Genomic DNA, 18841 nt, shown 5'->3' with positions numbered 1-18841 from the left:
TAATAAATGATTATCTGTAAGGTGTATTAATTTTATCAATTTCTTTTCGTAAATCTCCAATATTGAATTTTTCCGGATCACATTTTATTGATGGAATTTCATGTTCGAATAAAAAATCATTTAAATCATCGCAGTTTTGCAGAATATTAAATTCTTTATTTTCCACATCTAAGACAATTCCTTTTGTTCTTCCATTGATGGAATAGGTGAGTGGGCTTACCGCTCCAAGGAATGCTTTTGACCATGTTCCTCTCATATTTTCTTCAAAATATATAAACCTGCCATAATTGATCACCTTGCAAAATCTTGAATATTGATCCGGGTCATAGCCTCTGTCATCTCTATTGGTATATTTTCTATACGTCTGAAAATAGAGTTCTCCTTTATGGGAAACAGCTAGTGGAATTTTAACCTTTTTATCTTTTTGTTTAAAATAAAAAAACGTTTTTTCCGGCAGATTGATAGAGTCACACTTTTCACAGGCTTTGAAATACACCTCTTCAGTTGATGAAGGAACTTTATTTAAGACATCCTGCAAAGTCATATAAATGCCTTCCGGGAAATCTCCTTTTTTAATCGATGGGTATTCCTTTTTCTGCCCGGCTGCGATATTAAATATTAAAAAAATGCAGATAAAAATATACAGCTTCATGTGATGTTTGTTTTGAATTGGGGTTATTAGTTTTTCAAACGTTAAATTACAAAAAAGCATCATAAAGAGATAAAGCATGAAGCAAGGTTAATGTTTATTTAATGTAGGTGTTTTTTTTTAAATTAAATAAGATTGCATGCTTTTGATTTGTAGTGTTTTATATATGTGTTAATCTAATAAATTGTTATTATGTAAGTAATAAAATATTATTTTATCAACTTCAGATGTTTTATCCTTATCTGAGTAGGAAAGCCACTTCATTTCTTCGATTTCTGAACTTGCCTTTAATTCTCCTGAGTACTTTGCAGCGTAACAGGTCATTTTTACAATTATTCCTTCTGCGTGACCGTGCGCCTGAGCTTCAAATGTTCCGATATATTCTATTGTACTGCGGTCAATTTCTACATTGAGCTCCTCATTGATTTCGCGCATCAGTGCTTGTTCATCATTTTCGCCGGCCTCTCTTTTACCTCCCGGAATATAGTATTTATCTTTTCCATAGCTTTTTGTGGAGAGAATAGATTTGTTTTTTAATTCTATCCAGGCAAGTTTATCAATGACGACGGGCTTTACAGATTGTCCGCAGTTTGGGCATTCATCGAGTTCCGTTTCAATATTACAATTTTTACAATTCATATTTTCTTTTCAGATATTAGTTGATGGATGATTTAGAATCAAATCATCAGTTTTCGAATTTACATATTATCCAGATATCATTGAATATGAAATTTTTTCAATTTTATTCTCATTAAAAATGAAAACCGCCTTGCAAAACAAAGCGGTATCTAAAAATTTATTTGTCGATCATTATTTTATCCTTTTCTTTTTGGAATTCTTCTTCAGACAATACGCCTGAATCTTTTAATTCCTTAATTTTTTTCAGTTTATCATATTTCGTTTCCGATGTTACATTCTGAGATTTTTCTTTGGGTGAAAACTCATCAGGAATGATCAGCTCACCGGATCTGATGGCATTTTCCAGGTCAATTTCATAATTGATGAGACCACTTCCGATTTTAACGTAATAAACAAAGCCATTTCGTTTGTTTCCTCTCAGCATGATTTTCTTGACTTTAAAAGTCAGACCGGAATTGCTCCTTTTAAAAGAATTCGCCTGATTGGCCAAGCCCTGATATCCGATTGTAGAATAATAATTGAACATGGAAGAAGCGTTGGTTCGGATAAATTTAAAATCTCCGTCATTCATGGAACCGGTTCCGATCTTTAAGTCTAATCCTTCATACACCTTAAAACCTGTCGAAGTAGTGAGTGTATCATTTTCAAATTTGGGTGCAGTTTGGGCAGAAGTGATTCCAAAAATCAGAAAGGTAAATAAGAGTACTAATCTTTTCATTGTTTTATTTTTAATGTTCAAAATTGAACACCAAAAGTAAAACAAGCCATGGGGCTTACCTTACGGGAATCCTTATCTGTGGGGAATTCTCCTTTTTAAAATAAAGGTTCTCCATTCATGTCCGTTGTCAGTACTTCACTCATATAATTAAAAAATGGACGCATAGCCAGTAAAGTAAGAAGGACTTCCTTTTGAAAATTATCTGCCAGAACCTCCTTATCGGTAAATTTTCGCATAACGACGAATTGTTTTTTCCGGATTAAATCTATGGCCGGATGATTTTTATCAAAACCTCTCGGAGCTGTTTTCACCGCATCACCTTTAAGCTCCCCGAAATATTTTACGAAGGTCTCATCAGAAGTAATCTTTTCAATTTCTGTGGTGCTGATTTCAAATTCTTTACGGATACGAAGCAAATCCCTGGCTTCAGGTCCCCAAAATCCACCGCCCACAAAACTGTTGCCGGGTTCCAGCTGAATATAATATCCACCTCTTAACATTGGTTTTGAACGGGAATATCCAACGCCAAAATTATTTTTATACGGCGTTTGATCCTTGGAAAAACGAACATCTCTGTAAATTCTGAAAATATGAATTCCTTTTAAATTGTCGTATTCCTGAAGTTCATTGTAAATCTGGGTGAAAAATGTTTTATTTTCTTTAGTTACCGAGTCAAATTCTGTTTTATGCTGGGCAAACCATTCGCGGTTATTGTTTTTTTCCAGCTGTTTAAGAAATTCAAATGTTTTTTTCATATCCGGATTACGATTTTCCTTCGTTAATATAATCTTTATAATCTTGTTCTAAATTATTAATTTCCTGAATTAAAAAATCGTACAAATTTCCGTCAAAAACTTCGTGGTCATCATCATATTTATCATACTCAATTTTTATAATTCCGCTGTCGGTATACGCTCTGTAAAGGTTTCCACTTCGTTTGAAAAATAGCTGGCCCAAAGGGTTTTCTTTATATTCAAGTGCTTCCTGATGTTTTTCTTCAAATCCCATCCATGAAGGCATCTCTTCGTCCTGTGAAAGGCCATACACAAAAAAGCCATATCCAAATTTCCAACTCGGAAGAACGTCAAATTCCTGAGGCCTTTTCCATATTTCTTCTTTAACTTCAAAAACCAAGGAACCAAAGGTGGTCAGAAAGTCTTTAATATCTTCACTGAAAGTAAAACCCGTGCTTTCTTCATACTTTGCAATTTGTTCTTCTGTAGCCGGGTTTGCCACAGAACCCATCACGAAAAAGTCATCGTTTAACTGCTTTTTTCTTGCCCAGAATTCTTCTTGTGTCGCCATGTTTTTTGTTTTAATACCGTTGGTTACTCGGTTATAGAAACAAATATAGGGTAAACTTTAGAGATAAAAAACGGGGAAGTAGAGGAGATGTAGCTGTAGAGAGCTGATAGATTGATTAGCCGTCACTCGATATCCGTAGTTTTGAGACTTTGCGCTTTTATTTCAAATAGATTTGTTCAAGAAGTTCAACTGATTCCGTTTCAGTTAATGCCTCCTTTTTATCTGTGTTATTTGTTAAATTTAAGGAAATAAGGTTATTATTTCGAACAGCATAAAGTAAATATGAAGTTTGATCTTTATGATCATTTTGAGGTGCATTTTTTATGATTATTTTCCAAATAATATAATTTTTTTCTTCGTTTCTTTTTACTTCGGAAACTTCAGCTTTCACTCCATTTGAAGATGCCCAATAATCATATTCCCATTTATAAAATGCATTCAGCAGTTCTTTTTCTGTTAAACCTTCTTTGTAAAATTCGAATTTTTCAGGTTTTCTTACTGAAATTGACAAACTTATTTTTTCAGTTTTATTAGTTAAGTGAAACTGCCCGGATTGTTTAAGCTGGTTTCTATATTCCCATTTTCCGGGAACCTCAAATAATTCTCCATTTATTTGAAAAGGCGTCTTCTTTTGTGCAAAGGAAAATGTTGAAACCAAGAGAAGAATTAAGATTGAAAAAAGGTTAAAGTTTAATTTCATTTTTTCACTTTTTTTTAGTTGAAGACTTAAGGGTTTTAATCCACTTGATGACATTTTCAACGGGTTCCTGGTCTTTTGCAAATGCTGTATTATGACCTAAGTTAGGAAACAATTGATATTCATATCGATTGTTTTTCGATTTCAATGTATTAAGGTGTTCTATTGACAACTGTACCGGAACCTGAATATCTTTTCCACCATAAATCCATAATCCGGGTATTGAGAGTTTGGAAAGAGTAGGCAATGGATCAGTGTCTATAAATTGATACTTGTCCGGGTCATTGAGTGTATGTTGACGGGCATCTTCTTCGGAGTGGGTATCCCAAAAGCCACGATCATTGTTAGTATAAAACTGAAATCTTAATTGTTGCCGAGCGGTAACCAATGCTCCACTGAATATGGCCATGAAATTGACATTGTTATTCTTCTTAGCAGTCAAAGGAATGATCCATCCTGCCTGACTGGCACCTATTAACCCAATTTTAATCTGCTTGTCAGCTAAATCCTTCTTCAAAGTATTGACGGCTGCACTTGCATCTAAAGACAGGAGATTAAGGTTTGCAGAATCAATGTTATTGGTACCCACTTCCGGTCCGGCGTACACACCACCGGATTCTCCAACGCCTCGTTTATCATAAGTTAAAACAGCGATGCCATTTTGGGCTAAAAGAGTGGCGAATTTCATCATCCTTTTTTCCTGACCGGATCCATGCACAATGACCAGGGCAGCAACAGGATGTTCAGGTTTTATAATGGTACCTGCAAGAGTATCTCCATTACTTACAAACTTTACATCTTTTGTCGTAAAGTCAGGAGGGATAGCGAATACTTGAATAGTGGTGAACAATAGTAAAAATAGGGCTAGTATAAAGGACTTGCAATAGAAATTTTTAGCTCTGATGTCTTTTAATAAAGAGTCAATATTTTTTTTGTAAATCATAATAAATTACGGTTTTATAATCCATTTAAAGCTTAATTTGTCCATATTCAGAAGCTGGATAACTTTCAAATCTGGATAAAATGGGGTTAAATTATGTAGGGTGATAAGCTGGCTTGCTGTTATTATCTTACAATTCTAATCTGTTGTAAAACTCCTTTCTCATTTTTAAAACTGAAAATGTAAGTTCCACTTGGTACTTTTGTTAAATCTATATTTCGGTTATAGTAGGCAAAACCTTTGCTGATTAGTTTCCCATCTATTGAAAAAACAGTGAATTCAAACTGATTGCTGTTATTTTTATTACTGATAAAAAAACCATCTCTATGAGCATTGCTATAGACGCGGGTTTTATCCTCATGATCGTCAGTGCTTACATTGGCTGCGAGTACACTATCACTAATATCTGCCACTTGTGTACTTTTAATGGAGGAATTGGAGATAGAAGTTGTATTTCCGCCTGTGATGTATAATTTATTGTTATAGACTTCAGCGGTGGAGTTTCTTCGGGGAATCATATTGGATGATAGTTGATGTAATTCGTTGGTTCTGGTATCAAAATACGCCAGAAAAATCAGATTATCATAATCCCCAACAATAAAAATCTTATCACCGGATACGGCTAATGCGTGGCCGGATATGCCAACAGGCATCTTATATTGATCGGTCCAACGGTTGGCGGTAAGATCGTAGACATTGATCAGATTAGAGGACTTTCCGTTAAAACCACCTATTACATAAAGTTTATCATTAACAATTTTTCCTTTTGTTTCCCTGGCTGTGGGCATATCCGGTAATGAATGCCAGGAATCGGAAGCAATATCATAATACTGAAATTTCTTAGAAAATACATTTTTTGCCCCTCCGTTTAATCCGTTGCCTCCAAACACATATATTTTACCATCATGTATTGCTGAACCTGAATTTCCTGTATCCAAAGGATTATCTGCTCCTTTTGTCAAAGTGTTGGTAGTAAGATCTAAAATTTCAAGACGGTTATTTCCCCAGCCGTTAAAAATGTAAATTTTATTTTGATAAGTTTCCGAATTGGCAAATCTTTTGGGAATCAACTTAGAATTGAGAACGCTCCAACGGTTATCGGTAATATTATATTTCTCAATATAGTTGGTGTCTTTATTCGCTGTATAGCCGTTGGTTACGTAGATGTTGTCATTCACGATGACACTTGTTATGGCGCCTCGGTCTGCAGACATATCTGCGAGCTTTTGAAAATTAAGTGTTTGTGCATGGGCTAAGAAAGACCCGAAAAATGAAAGGAGAAATAATTTTGTTTTCATTGGTATTAAGGCATTCGTTTTTGGTTTTAATCCATGTTCTATAAATGATTCGGGGGATTGTTTTTTGTGCCGAATTTTAATAAAGCATTGTGTTTCAAAGATAGAGAAAAGTTTAAAAGTTTTTTTTAGTTTATTTTAGATTAACATAAAGTTATTTTGAGGAAAACCGTTATATAAAAAATGGATTTACTATTGAATAAGCTTCGTTATCATATTATATCTTCTGTTGCTGCAAAATGGAGAGGCTTTGTACAGCGAGGGAAATTTTGGTTTGGCCAATGAATATTATTGTCTTTAAAATCTTTTTAAACTTTATCAACATTAATTTTGTCTATCACATCAGAATTATAGCTCCAATCCAGCTGTATCTTTTTACTCATTCTCAAAAATAAACCCACTTTCCTTGTCCATTTGTTCGCGCTCTTCCTTTGATATTCTTTTCCTTAAAACTCTCGTAGTATACGCTCCTTTTACAATGTTTTTATCAATATACATCCAATCCGTAATATCTTGAGGATTAATTTCAATAGTATCTCCCAGTTTTACCGCTGTTGTTGAAATGGGCTCCCCATCTACAATTCCGTAGAATTTATGGTCAGCATATTGCACTTCGCTTATCCAGATATGCTCACCTCCGGAATCAGGAGTAGTAAATCTTTCTTTCAAAGCAAAATTATAATAATCCGGATTGTGACTTTCTATTGCTTGTTTAAACTGGTAAAAAGAGTTTTGTGCATTTTGTATTGCAGTATTCATTTCATTGTCTTCTCCCTGTAAAATGTGAATACCGGGCTCATTATCTACTTTTACAATTTGATCCTTTTTCTGACAGCTTAGTATGGTAAGACATGAAAATAGATAGATAGGAAATTTAAAATGCATAATTTAATCTAATAATATTAATTGATTTTCTAAAGAGCTATCCATTCTTCTTATTCGTTGCTTTTTTTATCATATTTTTAATTCGTACTGGGTGATGAGTTGGTTGGCATTCTTTAAAATGATACCGCGGGGATGCTTTTCAGCTCCAAGTTTTTTCTCAATATAATTTTTAAGCTTTCTTTGATCGGAGCGAATGAGTTGCCAATCTAATTGATGAGCTTCTTGTTCATGATCCGGATGTATTGAATCTTTTGTTATGGCTCCTTTTTCGTTAAATCCCATAAACTGTGATGAATTGAGAAAACCATTTTGGATTCCGCCAAAATATAATCTTTGTATTCCCCAGCCTTCACTTGTGTATCGAAATGTGTGACCGTTACAATATTTAGGATCTAACATCACTTTTCGAACGATATTTTTGGTTTTGTCTAGCGGATTCCAAAGGCCAAATGTAACTGCATTTTGTTTACCATTGTTTAAATCAAATTTTTCCAGAATTTCGCTGGTTGAAAAATACTGTTTTAATTCTTCTCCAAATTCAGAATAATGATCAAAAAGCAGATAATTAGTTTCTGAAAATATAAAATCCAATATTAATTTTTTATCCTCTACTATTCCGAAAAAATCTGTTTGCATGATATTGTATGGTTACTAATATTCAAATTTATCCATTGTTTTAATATTATTTATGCACAACTACATTACCATTATATTATTTTTTGCGATCTGAAGCTTTCTAATTTTGGGAGTATGCCTTGGAATTTTTGTTCAAAGTCGGGAGATTTTGCGCAGTGAGTACACTTTCGCTGATATCTGCCACCTGTATGCTTTTAATAGCTGAGCTGGTGACAGACGTTGTACTTCCACCGATGATGTATAGTTTATTGTTATATACTTCTGCTGTGGCATGCCTTCTGGGAATCATATTGGATGATAACTGGTGGAACTTATTGGTTGTCGTATCAAAATAGGCCAGAAAAGCTTGATTATTAACACCCCCCGCAATAAAAATTTTATTATCGGATACTGCTAATGAATGGCCTGATATACCAGCAGGCATTGTATATTGCTTGATCCAGAGATTAGTGTTGAGGTCGTAAACATTGATCAGACGGGATGGAGTACCGTTAAAACCACCAATGACATAAAGCTTGTCATTCACAATTTTGCCCTTTGTTTCTCTGGCTGTGGGCATGTCGGGTAATGGATGCCATGTATTGGAAGCAATATCATAATATTGAAATCTATTGGAAAATTTAGTGGTTGCAGCGCCGTTTAGTCCGGTGCCGCCAAACACATATATTTTACCTTTATGGATGGCAGAACCTGCATTTCCTGTATAAGAATGATTAACAGCTCCTTTCGTTATGGTATTGGTTGCAAGGTCTACAATTTCAAGATGGCTGTTTCCCCAACCGTTAAAAATATAAATTTTATTATCGTAAGTCTCTGAATTAGCAAACTTTTTGGTAAGTAGAGTAGCATTGAGAATGCTCCATTTATTGTCAGTAATATTATATTTCTCAATATAATTGGCATTACCTCCCTTATCCTGATACCCATTGCTCACATAGATATTATCGTCCACAATTACACTGGCTGTAGCACCTCTGCCTGCAGACATATTGACGAGGTTTTTAAAATCAAGAGTTTGGGCTTGGGCTAGTAATGTGCTCAAAAAAGAAAGGAATACTAATTTTGTTTTCAAGGGAAGGCGTTTTAGTGTTTGGTTCTATTTGATTTTTTTTAATTGAATAACGTGGTTTAAAGATAGGTAAAAGTTGAAGAGATTTATTTATTCCTTCTCTTTTCAATAATAAGGTACGCTGCATCCAGCATTTTGATGAGATGAATGTACGGACTTATCAAGTTCCTTTCCGGTAGCTTGTCATAGATTCCCATTGAGAAATAGACCATCCCGGAAATAAAATAATCAAATTCCTTGATGCTGTATTCTTTGAAAGCTTTTTTAAAGACCAGCAGAGGATTTTGATATTCTTTCTCCGAAAGTAAGCCAAGAGCCAGTGGTGAAACATCTTCCAACTGAGTATTGACTGTATATTTCTTTTCCTTCATTGCTATGACATAGCCCGCCCGGATGAAGGACCGCATTGCCTGGTGAAAATGATAAATAACGGGCGGTTCTTCTTTTATCCAGCTATTTCTGTTAACCGCATAATGCATGATATTATTTAGCAGTTCTTTGGAGGCTGTCAGGTCATTGAGCTGAAAAAATATTTCCATTAGCTGTAAGCCGTAATGCTTCTTCCGGCCTTTCCCAAGCCGGGATTGAAAGTCTGTTCTGATTTTTTTCATGAGTGTGTATTTTTAATAATTTTTTAAACCATTAAGAGTTTTTAAGCAATTAAGAATAGTTAAGATCATAGCTGAAGCTATGTATTCAGCGGGCTGCTACATCCATCTTTGATGGATCTTAACTTATCTTATTGTCTTCATTTTTCTTAATGGTTTTAATTTTTTGTTTTTATTGTACGATTTTACTGGCCGTACAGGAGAAATCCTGAACTTCCTTTCCATACAAGCCGAATGAATATGATAGAATTTGTGTTTTTCTAAAAGCCCGAAAGCCGCAATGGATTGTACACCCCATTGTACCGTATCATGATACTTGATGTGGTAAAGCAGGCTTAGAAAAAGATGATTGTAGAAAAGCAGAACAGCATGAAAATAAAAACGGCATGAGACTCTACAATATCCGAACAGAGGTACTGGTATACCATGCATACAGATAAGAGAGCCCACGCCTAGGTCGTGAGCTTCCTGCTTATCGTCTCGTATGCTAAAAATTACCAGTTTTCTGTTCGAGATTCTAAGCAATAGCTTCTATTATTCTTTGAAGTATCGCAAAATTACTCTAATGAGTAATCTTTTCCAAATATAAGAAAAATATCTTTATATTACCGAATTCGGTAATGGTAATTTATGCTAATAATTACAATTTGCGCTAAAGAGTGCAATTATGAACGAGTTCAAGACAGATGAAATAAAAAAAATGGTCTCAGAAAAAATAAAAGAAATAAAAGGAGATACTCCTTATTCTCAGATTTCTGAAAGATGTAATGTTACAGCTGCAAGAATTAGTGATGTGGCTAATAACAAGATTGATTGTCAACTCAGCACTTTCATTGAAATTGCAACTGGACTAAGAATACATCCAAAAGAATTATTTGATATTATTTTTGATTTTGAAGAGTATTATTCTGAATTAGATAAATAAACCAATCTCCGAAGTCTGAAGACTTCGGAGATTGGTTTATAGTAAGTATTTTATTTTACTATATTAATATCAAGCTTGTGCAGTGAATAAAGATCTAGCAGTGTGTTGAAAAAATAGAACCCCACACCCACACGAATCTTTTCGTATGGTTTTAATAATATGAATTAATAATATTATCTAAAAGCTAAAGCCACACGATACAATCGTACAGCAACTCAGAAGTAATATCAAAACCTACTGTCAATATTTACTTCCCTAGTAAAACTATCTAGGAGTGATTTAAACGATTCGCTTGTAGATTTACCTGCAGAGATGTCATAAATTAGTTTTTCGACGTTAAATTTACAATATGTTCCTTTTCTTGGATTATATAAACCTGCATATTTCCATTTATTGCTATATTGGACATGGGATAATGCTAAATAAATAATAAGTTGTTTAATATCTGAGGAACGAAAACTTCTTTGTACTGTCTTGATTTCATATAATGTATCATCAATCTCTAAGTCGCCAACTAAATCTGAAATGATACCATATCCTGGAAATTTTGGTTTAAATGAATTAGAAGTAATTGTTACTTTATCTTGAAATTCGAAAATATTGTTACATATATTTTGGCAATCATTTTTTTCATTTTCTGAAAAATTAATTTCTTTATAAGTTAAGGTTTCATTTCTCCAAATCTCATATGCGGTTTGTTCAAGAACTGGCGTTAGATTTTTTTCTTTCCAAATATCATTATAATTCACTTTCCTTGACGAAACTTTTTCTACAATATTAAATGCTAACTGTGATACTAAATCATATCGTATTTCTATAGAAGGATTAATCATAACCCCTTTGTTTATAGTTATGATTTTAGACTCATTAAATACTTTCATATAGCTTGCAGTTAACAATGGAAAATGTTGTTTCCAAATATCAGTAAACTTTTCAGCTAAATCTCTTTCACTAATCATACTAATATTTTTTGTTTTGCTTGACTTTTTTTACTAAACCATTCTTTGATAAGATTTTCTTCTATAGTAAAACGCTTCTTATTGTGATCTCGCCAATGTTGGCCTTCATCTCCTAACACATAAGAAGAAAACATGAAAGCTCTTCGTTCCCACATAGATAAAGTAGAAAAATTACTTTTTACATCAATAAGCCAATAGTGACAATCCCAGTTTGACATTGCAATAATTATTTGTCTACGTAATAAGTGATTCGTTGTTGTGTCATATAGTTTAATAAATAGTGATTCTTTACTATAAGAATGCCTTAACGATAAAATTTGAACAATATAATTAACATTTAATTCAATTTTTGTTAAGTAGCTATCAATTTGAAAAAGATTAAATAATTCTTTGTCAATAAAATCTTGAATGTAAGTATCTAAATCATCGTAAATACCTCGGATTAGTCTGAGTATAGAAGGAAATACAGGTGATAATGTTAAGAGATTACTACTATCAAGTAAAATTTTTATTGCAGATATTTGATGATGAGAATCCATAACTTTTATAGCATTTATAGCTTGTTTTGTAACAGTTTGATCTATTGTTGATTTATTAACTTCTTTGGAAAGAATGCCAATTATATCAATCTCTTGTACTGCTTTTTTAAGATCTTCGTAATCATCAATAGCTGTAGGAGAGTATGGATCAAATCTAATTGAGATATTTAACAATTTTTGTTCATCATCACTTTCAATAGATTCAATATTTTGTGGATCTAAGAATTTATGTATATCTTGAAATTCCTGTGATGTAAGAATTTTTGTTTTGCCTTTTTGTAATTCTAATTGGTCATTAGCTAATTTTTCTGAAAGAAAAATTAAATTTTTATAACCTTCTGATTCTGAACTGCAAAAAATAGTATAGTCATCTGCATATCTGCAAAATACAATATTCTGAGATTTTAGATGTTTATCAGCATGATTTAAAGATAATTCCGCTAAAATGCGAGCTGCGGGTCCACCAACAGGTAAACCATAAGAAATAGTACCCGAAAAGTGGCTTAAAAGTGTAGAAATTTTTTCAGTAGTATTTGAACTATTTAATCTCTTTAATTCATTTTCTAGTTTGTGATGGTTAATTCGAGGATAAAAGTTTGATATATCTGTTTGAAGTACAAAAGGATATTGTAAAGATAATTCAATGCACTTTTTCTTATAGTCAATCCATGTAGTATTTTGGAACAATGTGTTTTTTGTTTTATCCCATTTATAACGATAAGAAAATATTTTATTTTCTGAAATAGGTATTCTAATGTCTTCTATCTTTTGTGCGATTGAAATTACTAAACCTAAAAAATAAGCGTTCCAAAAGGGTTCTATTAATGTTGCGCGTCTAAATCCATAGTAACCTACTTGACTAGCTTTAACAATAGTTAATGGTGGGGAGCTTATTAAATGACTGGAGAAATTTTTGTGAATATTTTCTAAAATATTTAATGTATCTTCAATTTTATCTTCAAATAAATTTCTTTCAAATGGAAAAGGAAATACGTCTGTATCTCCATGAGCAATGATATTTTTTAAAGCTTTTCTAAAGTTTTCTCTCATTTTAAAGTTTTACATGGTTATAAATTTATTTCAGCATTGTTTATTGATATTAAATTTTAAATCAGTTTATTTTACTAAGTTAAAATATTTCTGTGGTATTCTATTATGGTAAACCATAATTCAAACGAAAAACCGCCCTATAAAATAGAATAGTTAGTATATTAAATTGCTTCGGTCGCTGACCATTACATCATTCCTAGCATTCCACCACCAATTGGCATAGCTGGTTCAGCGCTCTTGACTTCAGTGATTACACATTCAGTTGTTAAAAGCATTCCAGATACTGAAGCTGCGTTTTCAAGAGGAGCTCTTGTTACTTTAGTCTTTATAAATTGCTAATCTTATTTGATCGAACCCATTTTTTCCCCTAAAACGAAATAGATAGGCATTCAATTTCTGACTTTGCCATTTGATATCATCTCTTACCGTTTCTTCTTTAGATTTTTCCAAATCTTCATATATTTCCAGGTATGGTTGTCCAAGATTTTCATTTAAATATTTTTTGATTTCTTGGAATTTTTCATCAAACTGATTAGTAGATATTTCAGCTTTTTCATTTTCATTCCATTCATAGAACTTGAAAAGGGTTTGGTCATCTTTTGAAAAAAAATAATCTACTTTAAGAATGAAGTTATTTTCATTTCTTTGATAAGATTTAGGAATTTCAAATGTATGCTTTTCAAAAGTTGGATAAATATCTTGTCCAATTTCCCAAAAATATCCAAGCGTGATATCTTTTGATTTTTTACTTATTTCTTCTTTCTTAATTTCAGAGAATTTTTTAAAAGAAAGATCAATTTCATTTTGAACAGGAACATTATTGAATCTACCTAATGAACAACTGTAAGATATTAGTATAATAAAGACAAAGAGAATTGTGGATTTCATTATAGCATTATGTTGTTGTGAGATACTACGTATATTTTTTTCATAGTTAGACTTTTGTACTTATAATTAAAGTTACTTATGATAACCCAATATACAAAAACTCAATATAAATCTAAAAAACAAAAAAACCGCTCTACAAAAGCAGAACGGTTTATATATTAAATTTGTCTTAGCGACTTGCTACTACATCATTCCTGGCATTCCACCACCCATTGGCATAGCTGGTTCTGCGCTCTTCACTTCAGTGATTACACATTCAGTTGTTAAAAGCATTCCAGATACAGAAGCTGCGTTTTCAAGGGCAACTCTTGTTACTTTAGTTGGGTCAATGATTCCTGCTTCAAGCATTTGAACATACTCGTCAGTTTTAGCATTGTATCCGAAGTCTCCTGTTCCTTCTGCTACTTTAGCAACGATTACAGAACCCTCACCACCTGCGTTAGCAACGATTTGTCTTAATGGCTCTTCGATCGCTCTTTTCACGATTTTGATCCCTGTAGTTTCGTCAGAATTGATTCCAGTAAGGTTTTCTAAAGCTGAAATTGCTCTTACTAAAGCAACACCACCTCCAGCTACGATACCTTCTTCAACTGCTGCTCTTGTAGCGTGAAGGGCATCATCAACTCTGTCTTTTTTCTCTTTCATTTCTACTTCAGAAGCAGCACCTACGTACAATACAGCAACACCACCAGCTAACTTAGCTAATCTTTCCTGAAGTTTCTCTCTGTCGTAGTCAGAAGTTGTAGTTTCCATCTGAGCTTTGATTTGAGCTACTCTTCCTTTGATTTTCGCTTCGTCACCACCACCGTTTACAACAGTTGTGTTGTCTTTGTCGATCGTTACTTTCTCAGCAGTTCCAAGCATATCTAAAGAGATGTTTTCCATAGTGAAACCTTGCTCTTCAGAAATTACCTGTCCACCTGTAAGGATAGCGATATCTTCTAACATTGCTTTTCTTCTGTCTCCGAATCCTGGAGCTTTTACAGCTGCAATTTTAAGAGAACCTCTTAATTTGTTTACTACCAAAGTAGCTAAAGCTTCACCTTCAACTTCTTCAGAGATGATTAATAGAGACTTACCACCCTGTGCAATTGGCTCAAGAACTGGAAGTAATTCTTTCATTGAAGAAATTTTCTTCTCTACTAAAAGGATATATGGGTTTTCAAGTTCAGCTAACATTTTTTCAGGGTTAGTCACAAAGTAAGGTGACTGGTATCCTCTGTCGAACTGCATACCTTCTACAACATCAACTGTTGTATCGATACCTTTAGCTTCCTCTACAGTGATTACTCCTTCTTTTCCAACTTTTCCGAAAGCTTCAGCGATTAAAGCACCGATTGTTTCGTCGTTGTTAGCAGAAACAGAAGCTACTTGCTTTACCATTTCTGTAGAATCTCCAACAGTCTGAGACTGAGTTTTTAAGTTTTCAACAACAGCAGTTACTGCTTTGTCGATTCCTCTCTTAAGATCCATTGGGTTAGCACCAGCAGCTACATTCTTAAGACCTTCTCTTACGATAGCCTGTGCTAAAACAGTAGCGGTAGTAGTACCGTCTCCTGCGATATCATTAGTTTTGGACGCAACTTCTTTTACCATTTGCGCTCCCATATTTTCTACTCTGTCTTCAAGTTCGATTTCTTTTGCAACAGACACACCATCCTTAGTTACGTGTGGAGCACCGAAAGATTTTTCGATTACTACATTTCTTCCTTTAGGACCTAAAGTTACTTTTACTGCATTAGCCAATGCATCTACACCTCTCTTTAAAGCGTCTCTTGATTCAATATCGAATTTTATTTCTTTTGCCATGTTGTTAAATATTAGATAATAGACGTCAGATAATAGACGCCAAGCATTATTTTGAAATTTTTAAATCTGGAAATTTTTGTCTCGAAGTTTATCCGATTATCCCTAGTAAGTCAGCTTCTTTTACAATTAAGTAATCTTTTCCTTCTAACTTCAATTCAGAACCTGAATATTTTCCATAAAGAACTTTGTCACCTACCTGAACAGTTGTAGGCTCATCTTTTTTACCAGGACCTACTGCCACTACAGTACCTTCTTGCGGCTTTTCTTTTGCCGTGTCCGGAATAATAATACCTGAAGCTGTTTTAGTTTCTGCAGCGATTGGTTCTACCAAAACTCTGTCTGCTAATGGTTTAAAGTTTACTGACATAATATGTTTATTTATTAATTATTTCTGTGTTGAAATTCTCTAAATGTATGCCATGAGACACTGATGGCTGAAATGGCAGACTTTTATTCGTGAATGTGAAAATTTGGCAGAAAAATAAAAAACAGAAAGCCGGAAATTTTCCGGCTTTTATCTCACTCATGAGTTGATTTTTACTATGGACAACTTTCTCCAGGTCCTATCCAAAGGATACATCTTCCTTTGTAGTCTCTTTCGCAACAGTAGCGCTCTACAGCACCACCGTTGATTGCCTTTTGAGCATCTCTGCTTAAAACTTTAGCATTTTTCATAGTTAATAATTTTTGGTGTGTACAAAATTCCTGAACATTTAAAGTCAATCAGATTCTTGACATTTGGTGTAAAAGAAGTAGTTCAAATATAAAACTTTTTCCTTAATTGGTGATATATTTTATAATTTTTTATAAAAATAATTAACTGGTTGTCAGATTTTAATGGATTTTATTTTTGTTTTAATTTAAATGTATACTGATAAGATATAAAAGAGAAAGCCGGAAAACTTCCGGCTTTTATTCTAATTGTTATGGGATAATTATATTACGGGCAAAATTGTCCCGGTCCGATCCAGCGGATACATTTCATATGGTCGTCGTAATCACAACAAACAAGTCTTGCAGCTCCTCCGTTAATGGATTTCTGAGCATCTCTGTTTAATAGTTTAGCGTTTTTCATAAATAATACCTTTGAGTTTTTTAATCCTGAACATTTTATGTCAATCAGGCATTTTGACAATTGGTGCTTTATAGTTGAATCAAAGGTAATTGTTTTTAAAACAGGTGGTTATGTTGTTTGTAGACAGAAAAGTAGTATTGATACTTTGATGAGTTATTTTTTATTTGATTACCTCTAAAAACATTTTTCTTCCTTTCATATCCATCTCCTGTTTCACAACTTTTCTGGTTTCAGGATCAATATAGTATGTCGTTGTAGAAGTTTTGTTGGATATATCATCGGTCGTTTGTACAGCCCACACCGGTTTGTCTTTGTATTCTGCTTTTTTGACACTTGTAACGTAAGCTTTGATGACTCCGTTTTTTTCGGCTTTTGGATTATAATCGAAAATAGAAATTTCAGAAGAATAGTTTTCTTGTAAAGGTAAAAACCTGATCAGTATCGGATAGCTGCTGCTATCGAAATAATGCACAGCTTCGGTATCAATAAGATCTTTTTTTCCGGACTTTTTATCAAGATAATATCCGGTTACTTTATTTTTCCCGGATTTCAGGACCATATCTCTCATTGAATTATAAGATGAATGGTAGGAAGGTAGGAAATTAGCTGTTTTCACAATGGTTGAATCAGTCCATTTGGCATCCGGCATCTGTTTCATCTTTACCATTGTTTTGATGAGCAGATCAGTTTTATTCAATTTTTTAAGCTCTGTGATAATGCTACCTATTTCTATTTTCTGTCCTGCATTTTCAGCATACCACACCGACTCGGTGGTTTCGTCTTTTATCATCTTCTGATCAATATTGACGTTTTCGGGGGTAATAATTTTTTGTGAAAATAAAGAGGTGCTGCTTATCAGTAAAAGTACAATAAATGATTTCATAGCTTTTTTAACAATAGGTAGTACTGATTTTCAAAAAGTTACACATACCGTTAAGGCTCTTAAATTATATTTTTCTGACGTTGATTAACCTTGGAAATAACGGCCGCTGAAATGGCAATCCCTATAAAATTGGTAACTGATCTTGCTTCATTCATAAAACGATCTACGCTATACAGCAATGCCAGATCTGTTACAGGGATTTTTCCAAATCTACTGAGCGTAAACATCAAAGCCAGAAAACCTGATCCGGGAACTCCTGACGCTGTTTTTGAAGCCAGGGAAATAATGATAAAAAGCCAGAAATAATCTGCCGTTGTAAGAGAAAGATTGTAAAACTGAACCAGAAAAATGCATGAAATAGAAAGATAAATACAAGCACCAGCCAGATTAAAATTATATCCGAGAGGAATTACAAAACGGAGGATTTTCAGATCATAGCCCTGGGATTCCATTTTTTCAAAGATCATCGGAAAGGCTGTTTTTGAAGAAGAAGTAGCGACTACAAGGATAATTTCTTCTTTAATGCTGATTAAAAAATCCCACAGATTGATTTTAAAAAAAGCAGTTAATGGACCTAATATTCCAAATATAAAAACCAGACACGCAAGATATACGGTGGCCACTACTTTACTTAAGGGAAGTAGAGTATTGATGCCATAGACTGCAATTCCATAGGAAATATTACAAAAAATAACTACCGGAAGAAAAATGTATACATATTTTATGAGTTTAAAAAAAATATTTTTACCCTCGTCTAAAATACGAAGCAGCCTGTTTTTACCTTTGGACAGGCCAATAATCACTCCGGCAGAAATGGATATGAAAATAAAAATGATATAATTGATAACATACAAAGGATTTGTAGTGTTGGTCAGAAAACGCTGCGGAATTTCTTTATGGATCGCAGCCATGGAGATTCCCGTATCGGCACCCGGCTTTAAGAGAAAGCCAAACCCAATTCCCAAGGCAATACTTATGGAAGTAATGATCAGAAAATAGAGGATCATTTGTCCTACGATTTTAAAAGCATTTTCAATACTGAAAATATAGCTGACTCCGTAGGTAACGGCAATAAAAATAACGGGAACGATCAACACCTCCAGAAGCATAAAAAAATAGTGACTTACCTTTTCCAGATGCCTGCCGATCTCAGGGAAATAATAACCTGTTAATGCTCCACCGATAATAGCAGTGAATACATACAGGCTAAGATTCCTCAGATATGAGTCTGTAAACGTTTTTTGTTTGGATAAGGAATTCATCACTTGTTTT

Annotated in this window: 23 protein-coding genes; 1 reads left to right on the top strand and 22 read right to left on the bottom strand. The window is 33.6% G+C overall.

The window, feature by feature from the left end; genetic code table 11:
- Positions 1-10: 10 nt before the first annotated feature.
- From EG342_RS01930 to EG342_RS01870, 13 genes are all read right to left on the bottom strand, one after another.
- Complete coding sequence (locus EG342_RS01930) at positions 11-652, bottom strand: hypothetical protein (protein ID WP_103291958.1); 642 nt, start codon at positions 650-652, stop codon at positions 11-13.
- A 168-nt stretch (positions 653-820) separates the two neighbouring features.
- Positions 821-1288: an NUDIX hydrolase gene (locus EG342_RS01925; RefSeq protein ID WP_103291959.1), complete on the bottom strand. Its 468-nt coding sequence runs from the start codon at positions 1286-1288 to the stop codon at positions 821-823.
- A gap of 157 nt (positions 1289-1445) precedes the next feature.
- A complete protein-coding gene (locus tag EG342_RS01920) occupies positions 1446-2006 on the bottom strand; it encodes an SHOCT domain-containing protein (RefSeq protein WP_103291960.1) in 561 nt (186 codons plus the stop codon).
- 95 nt (positions 2007-2101) lie between these two features.
- A complete protein-coding gene (locus EG342_RS01915) occupies positions 2102-2761 on the bottom strand; it encodes a DUF2461 domain-containing protein (protein WP_103291961.1) in 660 nt (219 codons plus the stop codon).
- Positions 2762-2768: 7 nt separating this feature from the next.
- Positions 2769-3311: an SMI1/KNR4 family protein gene (locus EG342_RS01910; protein ID WP_103291962.1), complete on the bottom strand. Its 543-nt coding sequence runs from the start codon at positions 3309-3311 to the stop codon at positions 2769-2771.
- 157 nt (positions 3312-3468) lie between these two features.
- A complete protein-coding gene (locus EG342_RS01905; protein WP_123868014.1) occupies positions 3469-4071 on the bottom strand; it encodes a hypothetical protein in 603 nt (200 codons plus the stop codon).
- On the bottom strand, positions 4016-4951 hold the full coding sequence (locus EG342_RS01900) for an alpha/beta hydrolase family protein (RefSeq protein ID WP_103291964.1): 936 nt from the start codon (positions 4949-4951) through the stop codon (positions 4016-4018). The genes EG342_RS01905 and EG342_RS01900 overlap by 56 nt, the downstream gene beginning before the upstream one ends.
- Before the next feature lie 122 nt (positions 4952-5073).
- Entirely contained in the window at positions 5074-6246 is a 1173-nt protein-coding gene (locus EG342_RS01895; RefSeq protein ID WP_103291965.1) for a Kelch repeat-containing protein, read from the bottom strand.
- 372 nt (positions 6247-6618) lie between these two features.
- Positions 6619-7128, bottom strand: coding sequence for a YegJ family protein (locus EG342_RS01890; protein ID WP_103291966.1), 510 nt, complete (start codon positions 7126-7128; stop codon positions 6619-6621).
- Positions 7129-7197: 69 nt separating this feature from the next.
- Positions 7198-7764, bottom strand: coding sequence for a hypothetical protein (locus EG342_RS01885; protein ID WP_103291967.1), 567 nt, complete (start codon positions 7762-7764; stop codon positions 7198-7200).
- 100 nt (positions 7765-7864) lie between these two features.
- A complete protein-coding gene (locus EG342_RS01880) occupies positions 7865-8836 on the bottom strand; it encodes a Kelch repeat-containing protein (RefSeq protein ID WP_123868013.1) in 972 nt (323 codons plus the stop codon).
- A gap of 83 nt (positions 8837-8919) precedes the next feature.
- Positions 8920-9444, bottom strand: a complete 525-nt coding sequence (locus tag EG342_RS01875) for a hypothetical protein (protein WP_103291969.1) — start codon at positions 9442-9444, stop codon at positions 8920-8922.
- A gap of 123 nt (positions 9445-9567) precedes the next feature.
- On the bottom strand, positions 9568-9966 hold the full coding sequence (locus EG342_RS01870) for a hypothetical protein (RefSeq protein ID WP_123868012.1): 399 nt from the start codon (positions 9964-9966) through the stop codon (positions 9568-9570).
- Between the two features lie 142 nt (positions 9967-10108).
- Between EG342_RS01870 and EG342_RS01865 the strand changes: the two genes are divergently transcribed.
- Entirely contained in the window at positions 10109-10366 is a 258-nt protein-coding gene (locus EG342_RS01865) for a helix-turn-helix transcriptional regulator (protein WP_103291970.1), read from the top strand.
- Positions 10367-10593: 227 nt separating this feature from the next.
- Here EG342_RS01865 and EG342_RS01860 read toward each other — a convergent pair whose 3' ends face one another.
- From EG342_RS01860 to EG342_RS01830, 9 genes are all read right to left on the bottom strand, one after another.
- Positions 10594-11325 (bottom strand): hypothetical protein, encoded by a 732-nt coding sequence (locus tag EG342_RS01860; protein WP_103291971.1) that lies wholly within the window; start codon positions 11323-11325, stop codon positions 10594-10596.
- Entirely contained in the window at positions 11322-12914 is a 1593-nt protein-coding gene (locus EG342_RS01855) for an RNA-directed DNA polymerase (RefSeq protein WP_103291972.1), read from the bottom strand. The genes EG342_RS01860 and EG342_RS01855 overlap by 4 nt, the downstream gene beginning before the upstream one ends.
- A 318-nt stretch (positions 12915-13232) precedes the next feature.
- Positions 13233-13802, bottom strand: a complete 570-nt coding sequence (locus EG342_RS01850; RefSeq protein WP_103291973.1) for a hypothetical protein — start codon at positions 13800-13802, stop codon at positions 13233-13235.
- A 183-nt stretch (positions 13803-13985) separates the two neighbouring features.
- Positions 13986-15611 carry a chaperonin GroEL gene (gene groL / locus EG342_RS01845; RefSeq protein ID WP_103291974.1) on the bottom strand — a complete coding sequence of 542 codons (1626 nt, stop codon included), beginning with the start codon at positions 15609-15611 and terminating at the stop codon, positions 13986-13988.
- A gap of 88 nt (positions 15612-15699) precedes the next feature.
- Positions 15700-15978 carry a co-chaperone GroES gene (locus EG342_RS01840; protein WP_045500963.1) on the bottom strand — a complete coding sequence of 93 codons (279 nt, stop codon included), beginning with the start codon at positions 15976-15978 and terminating at the stop codon, positions 15700-15702.
- Positions 15979-16151: 173 nt separating this feature from the next.
- Positions 16152-16286, bottom strand: coding sequence for a hypothetical protein (locus EG342_RS25590; RefSeq protein WP_260232367.1), 135 nt, complete (start codon positions 16284-16286; stop codon positions 16152-16154).
- A 265-nt stretch (positions 16287-16551) separates the two neighbouring features.
- Positions 16552-16686: a hypothetical protein gene (locus EG342_RS25585; protein ID WP_260232368.1), complete on the bottom strand. Its 135-nt coding sequence runs from the start codon at positions 16684-16686 to the stop codon at positions 16552-16554.
- A gap of 160 nt (positions 16687-16846) precedes the next feature.
- A complete protein-coding gene (locus EG342_RS01835) occupies positions 16847-17569 on the bottom strand; it encodes a DUF3108 domain-containing protein (RefSeq protein WP_103291976.1) in 723 nt (240 codons plus the stop codon).
- A 59-nt stretch (positions 17570-17628) separates the two neighbouring features.
- A complete protein-coding gene (locus tag EG342_RS01830; RefSeq protein WP_103291977.1) occupies positions 17629-18831 on the bottom strand; it encodes a dicarboxylate/amino acid:cation symporter in 1203 nt (400 codons plus the stop codon).
- Positions 18832-18841: the final 10 nt, after the last annotated feature.

The sequence above is a fragment of the Chryseobacterium lactis genome (assembly GCF_003815875.1).
Lineage (GTDB): Bacteria > Bacteroidota > Bacteroidia > Flavobacteriales > Weeksellaceae > Chryseobacterium > Chryseobacterium lactis.
This window is presented reverse-complemented; position numbering and strand designations above follow the sequence as displayed.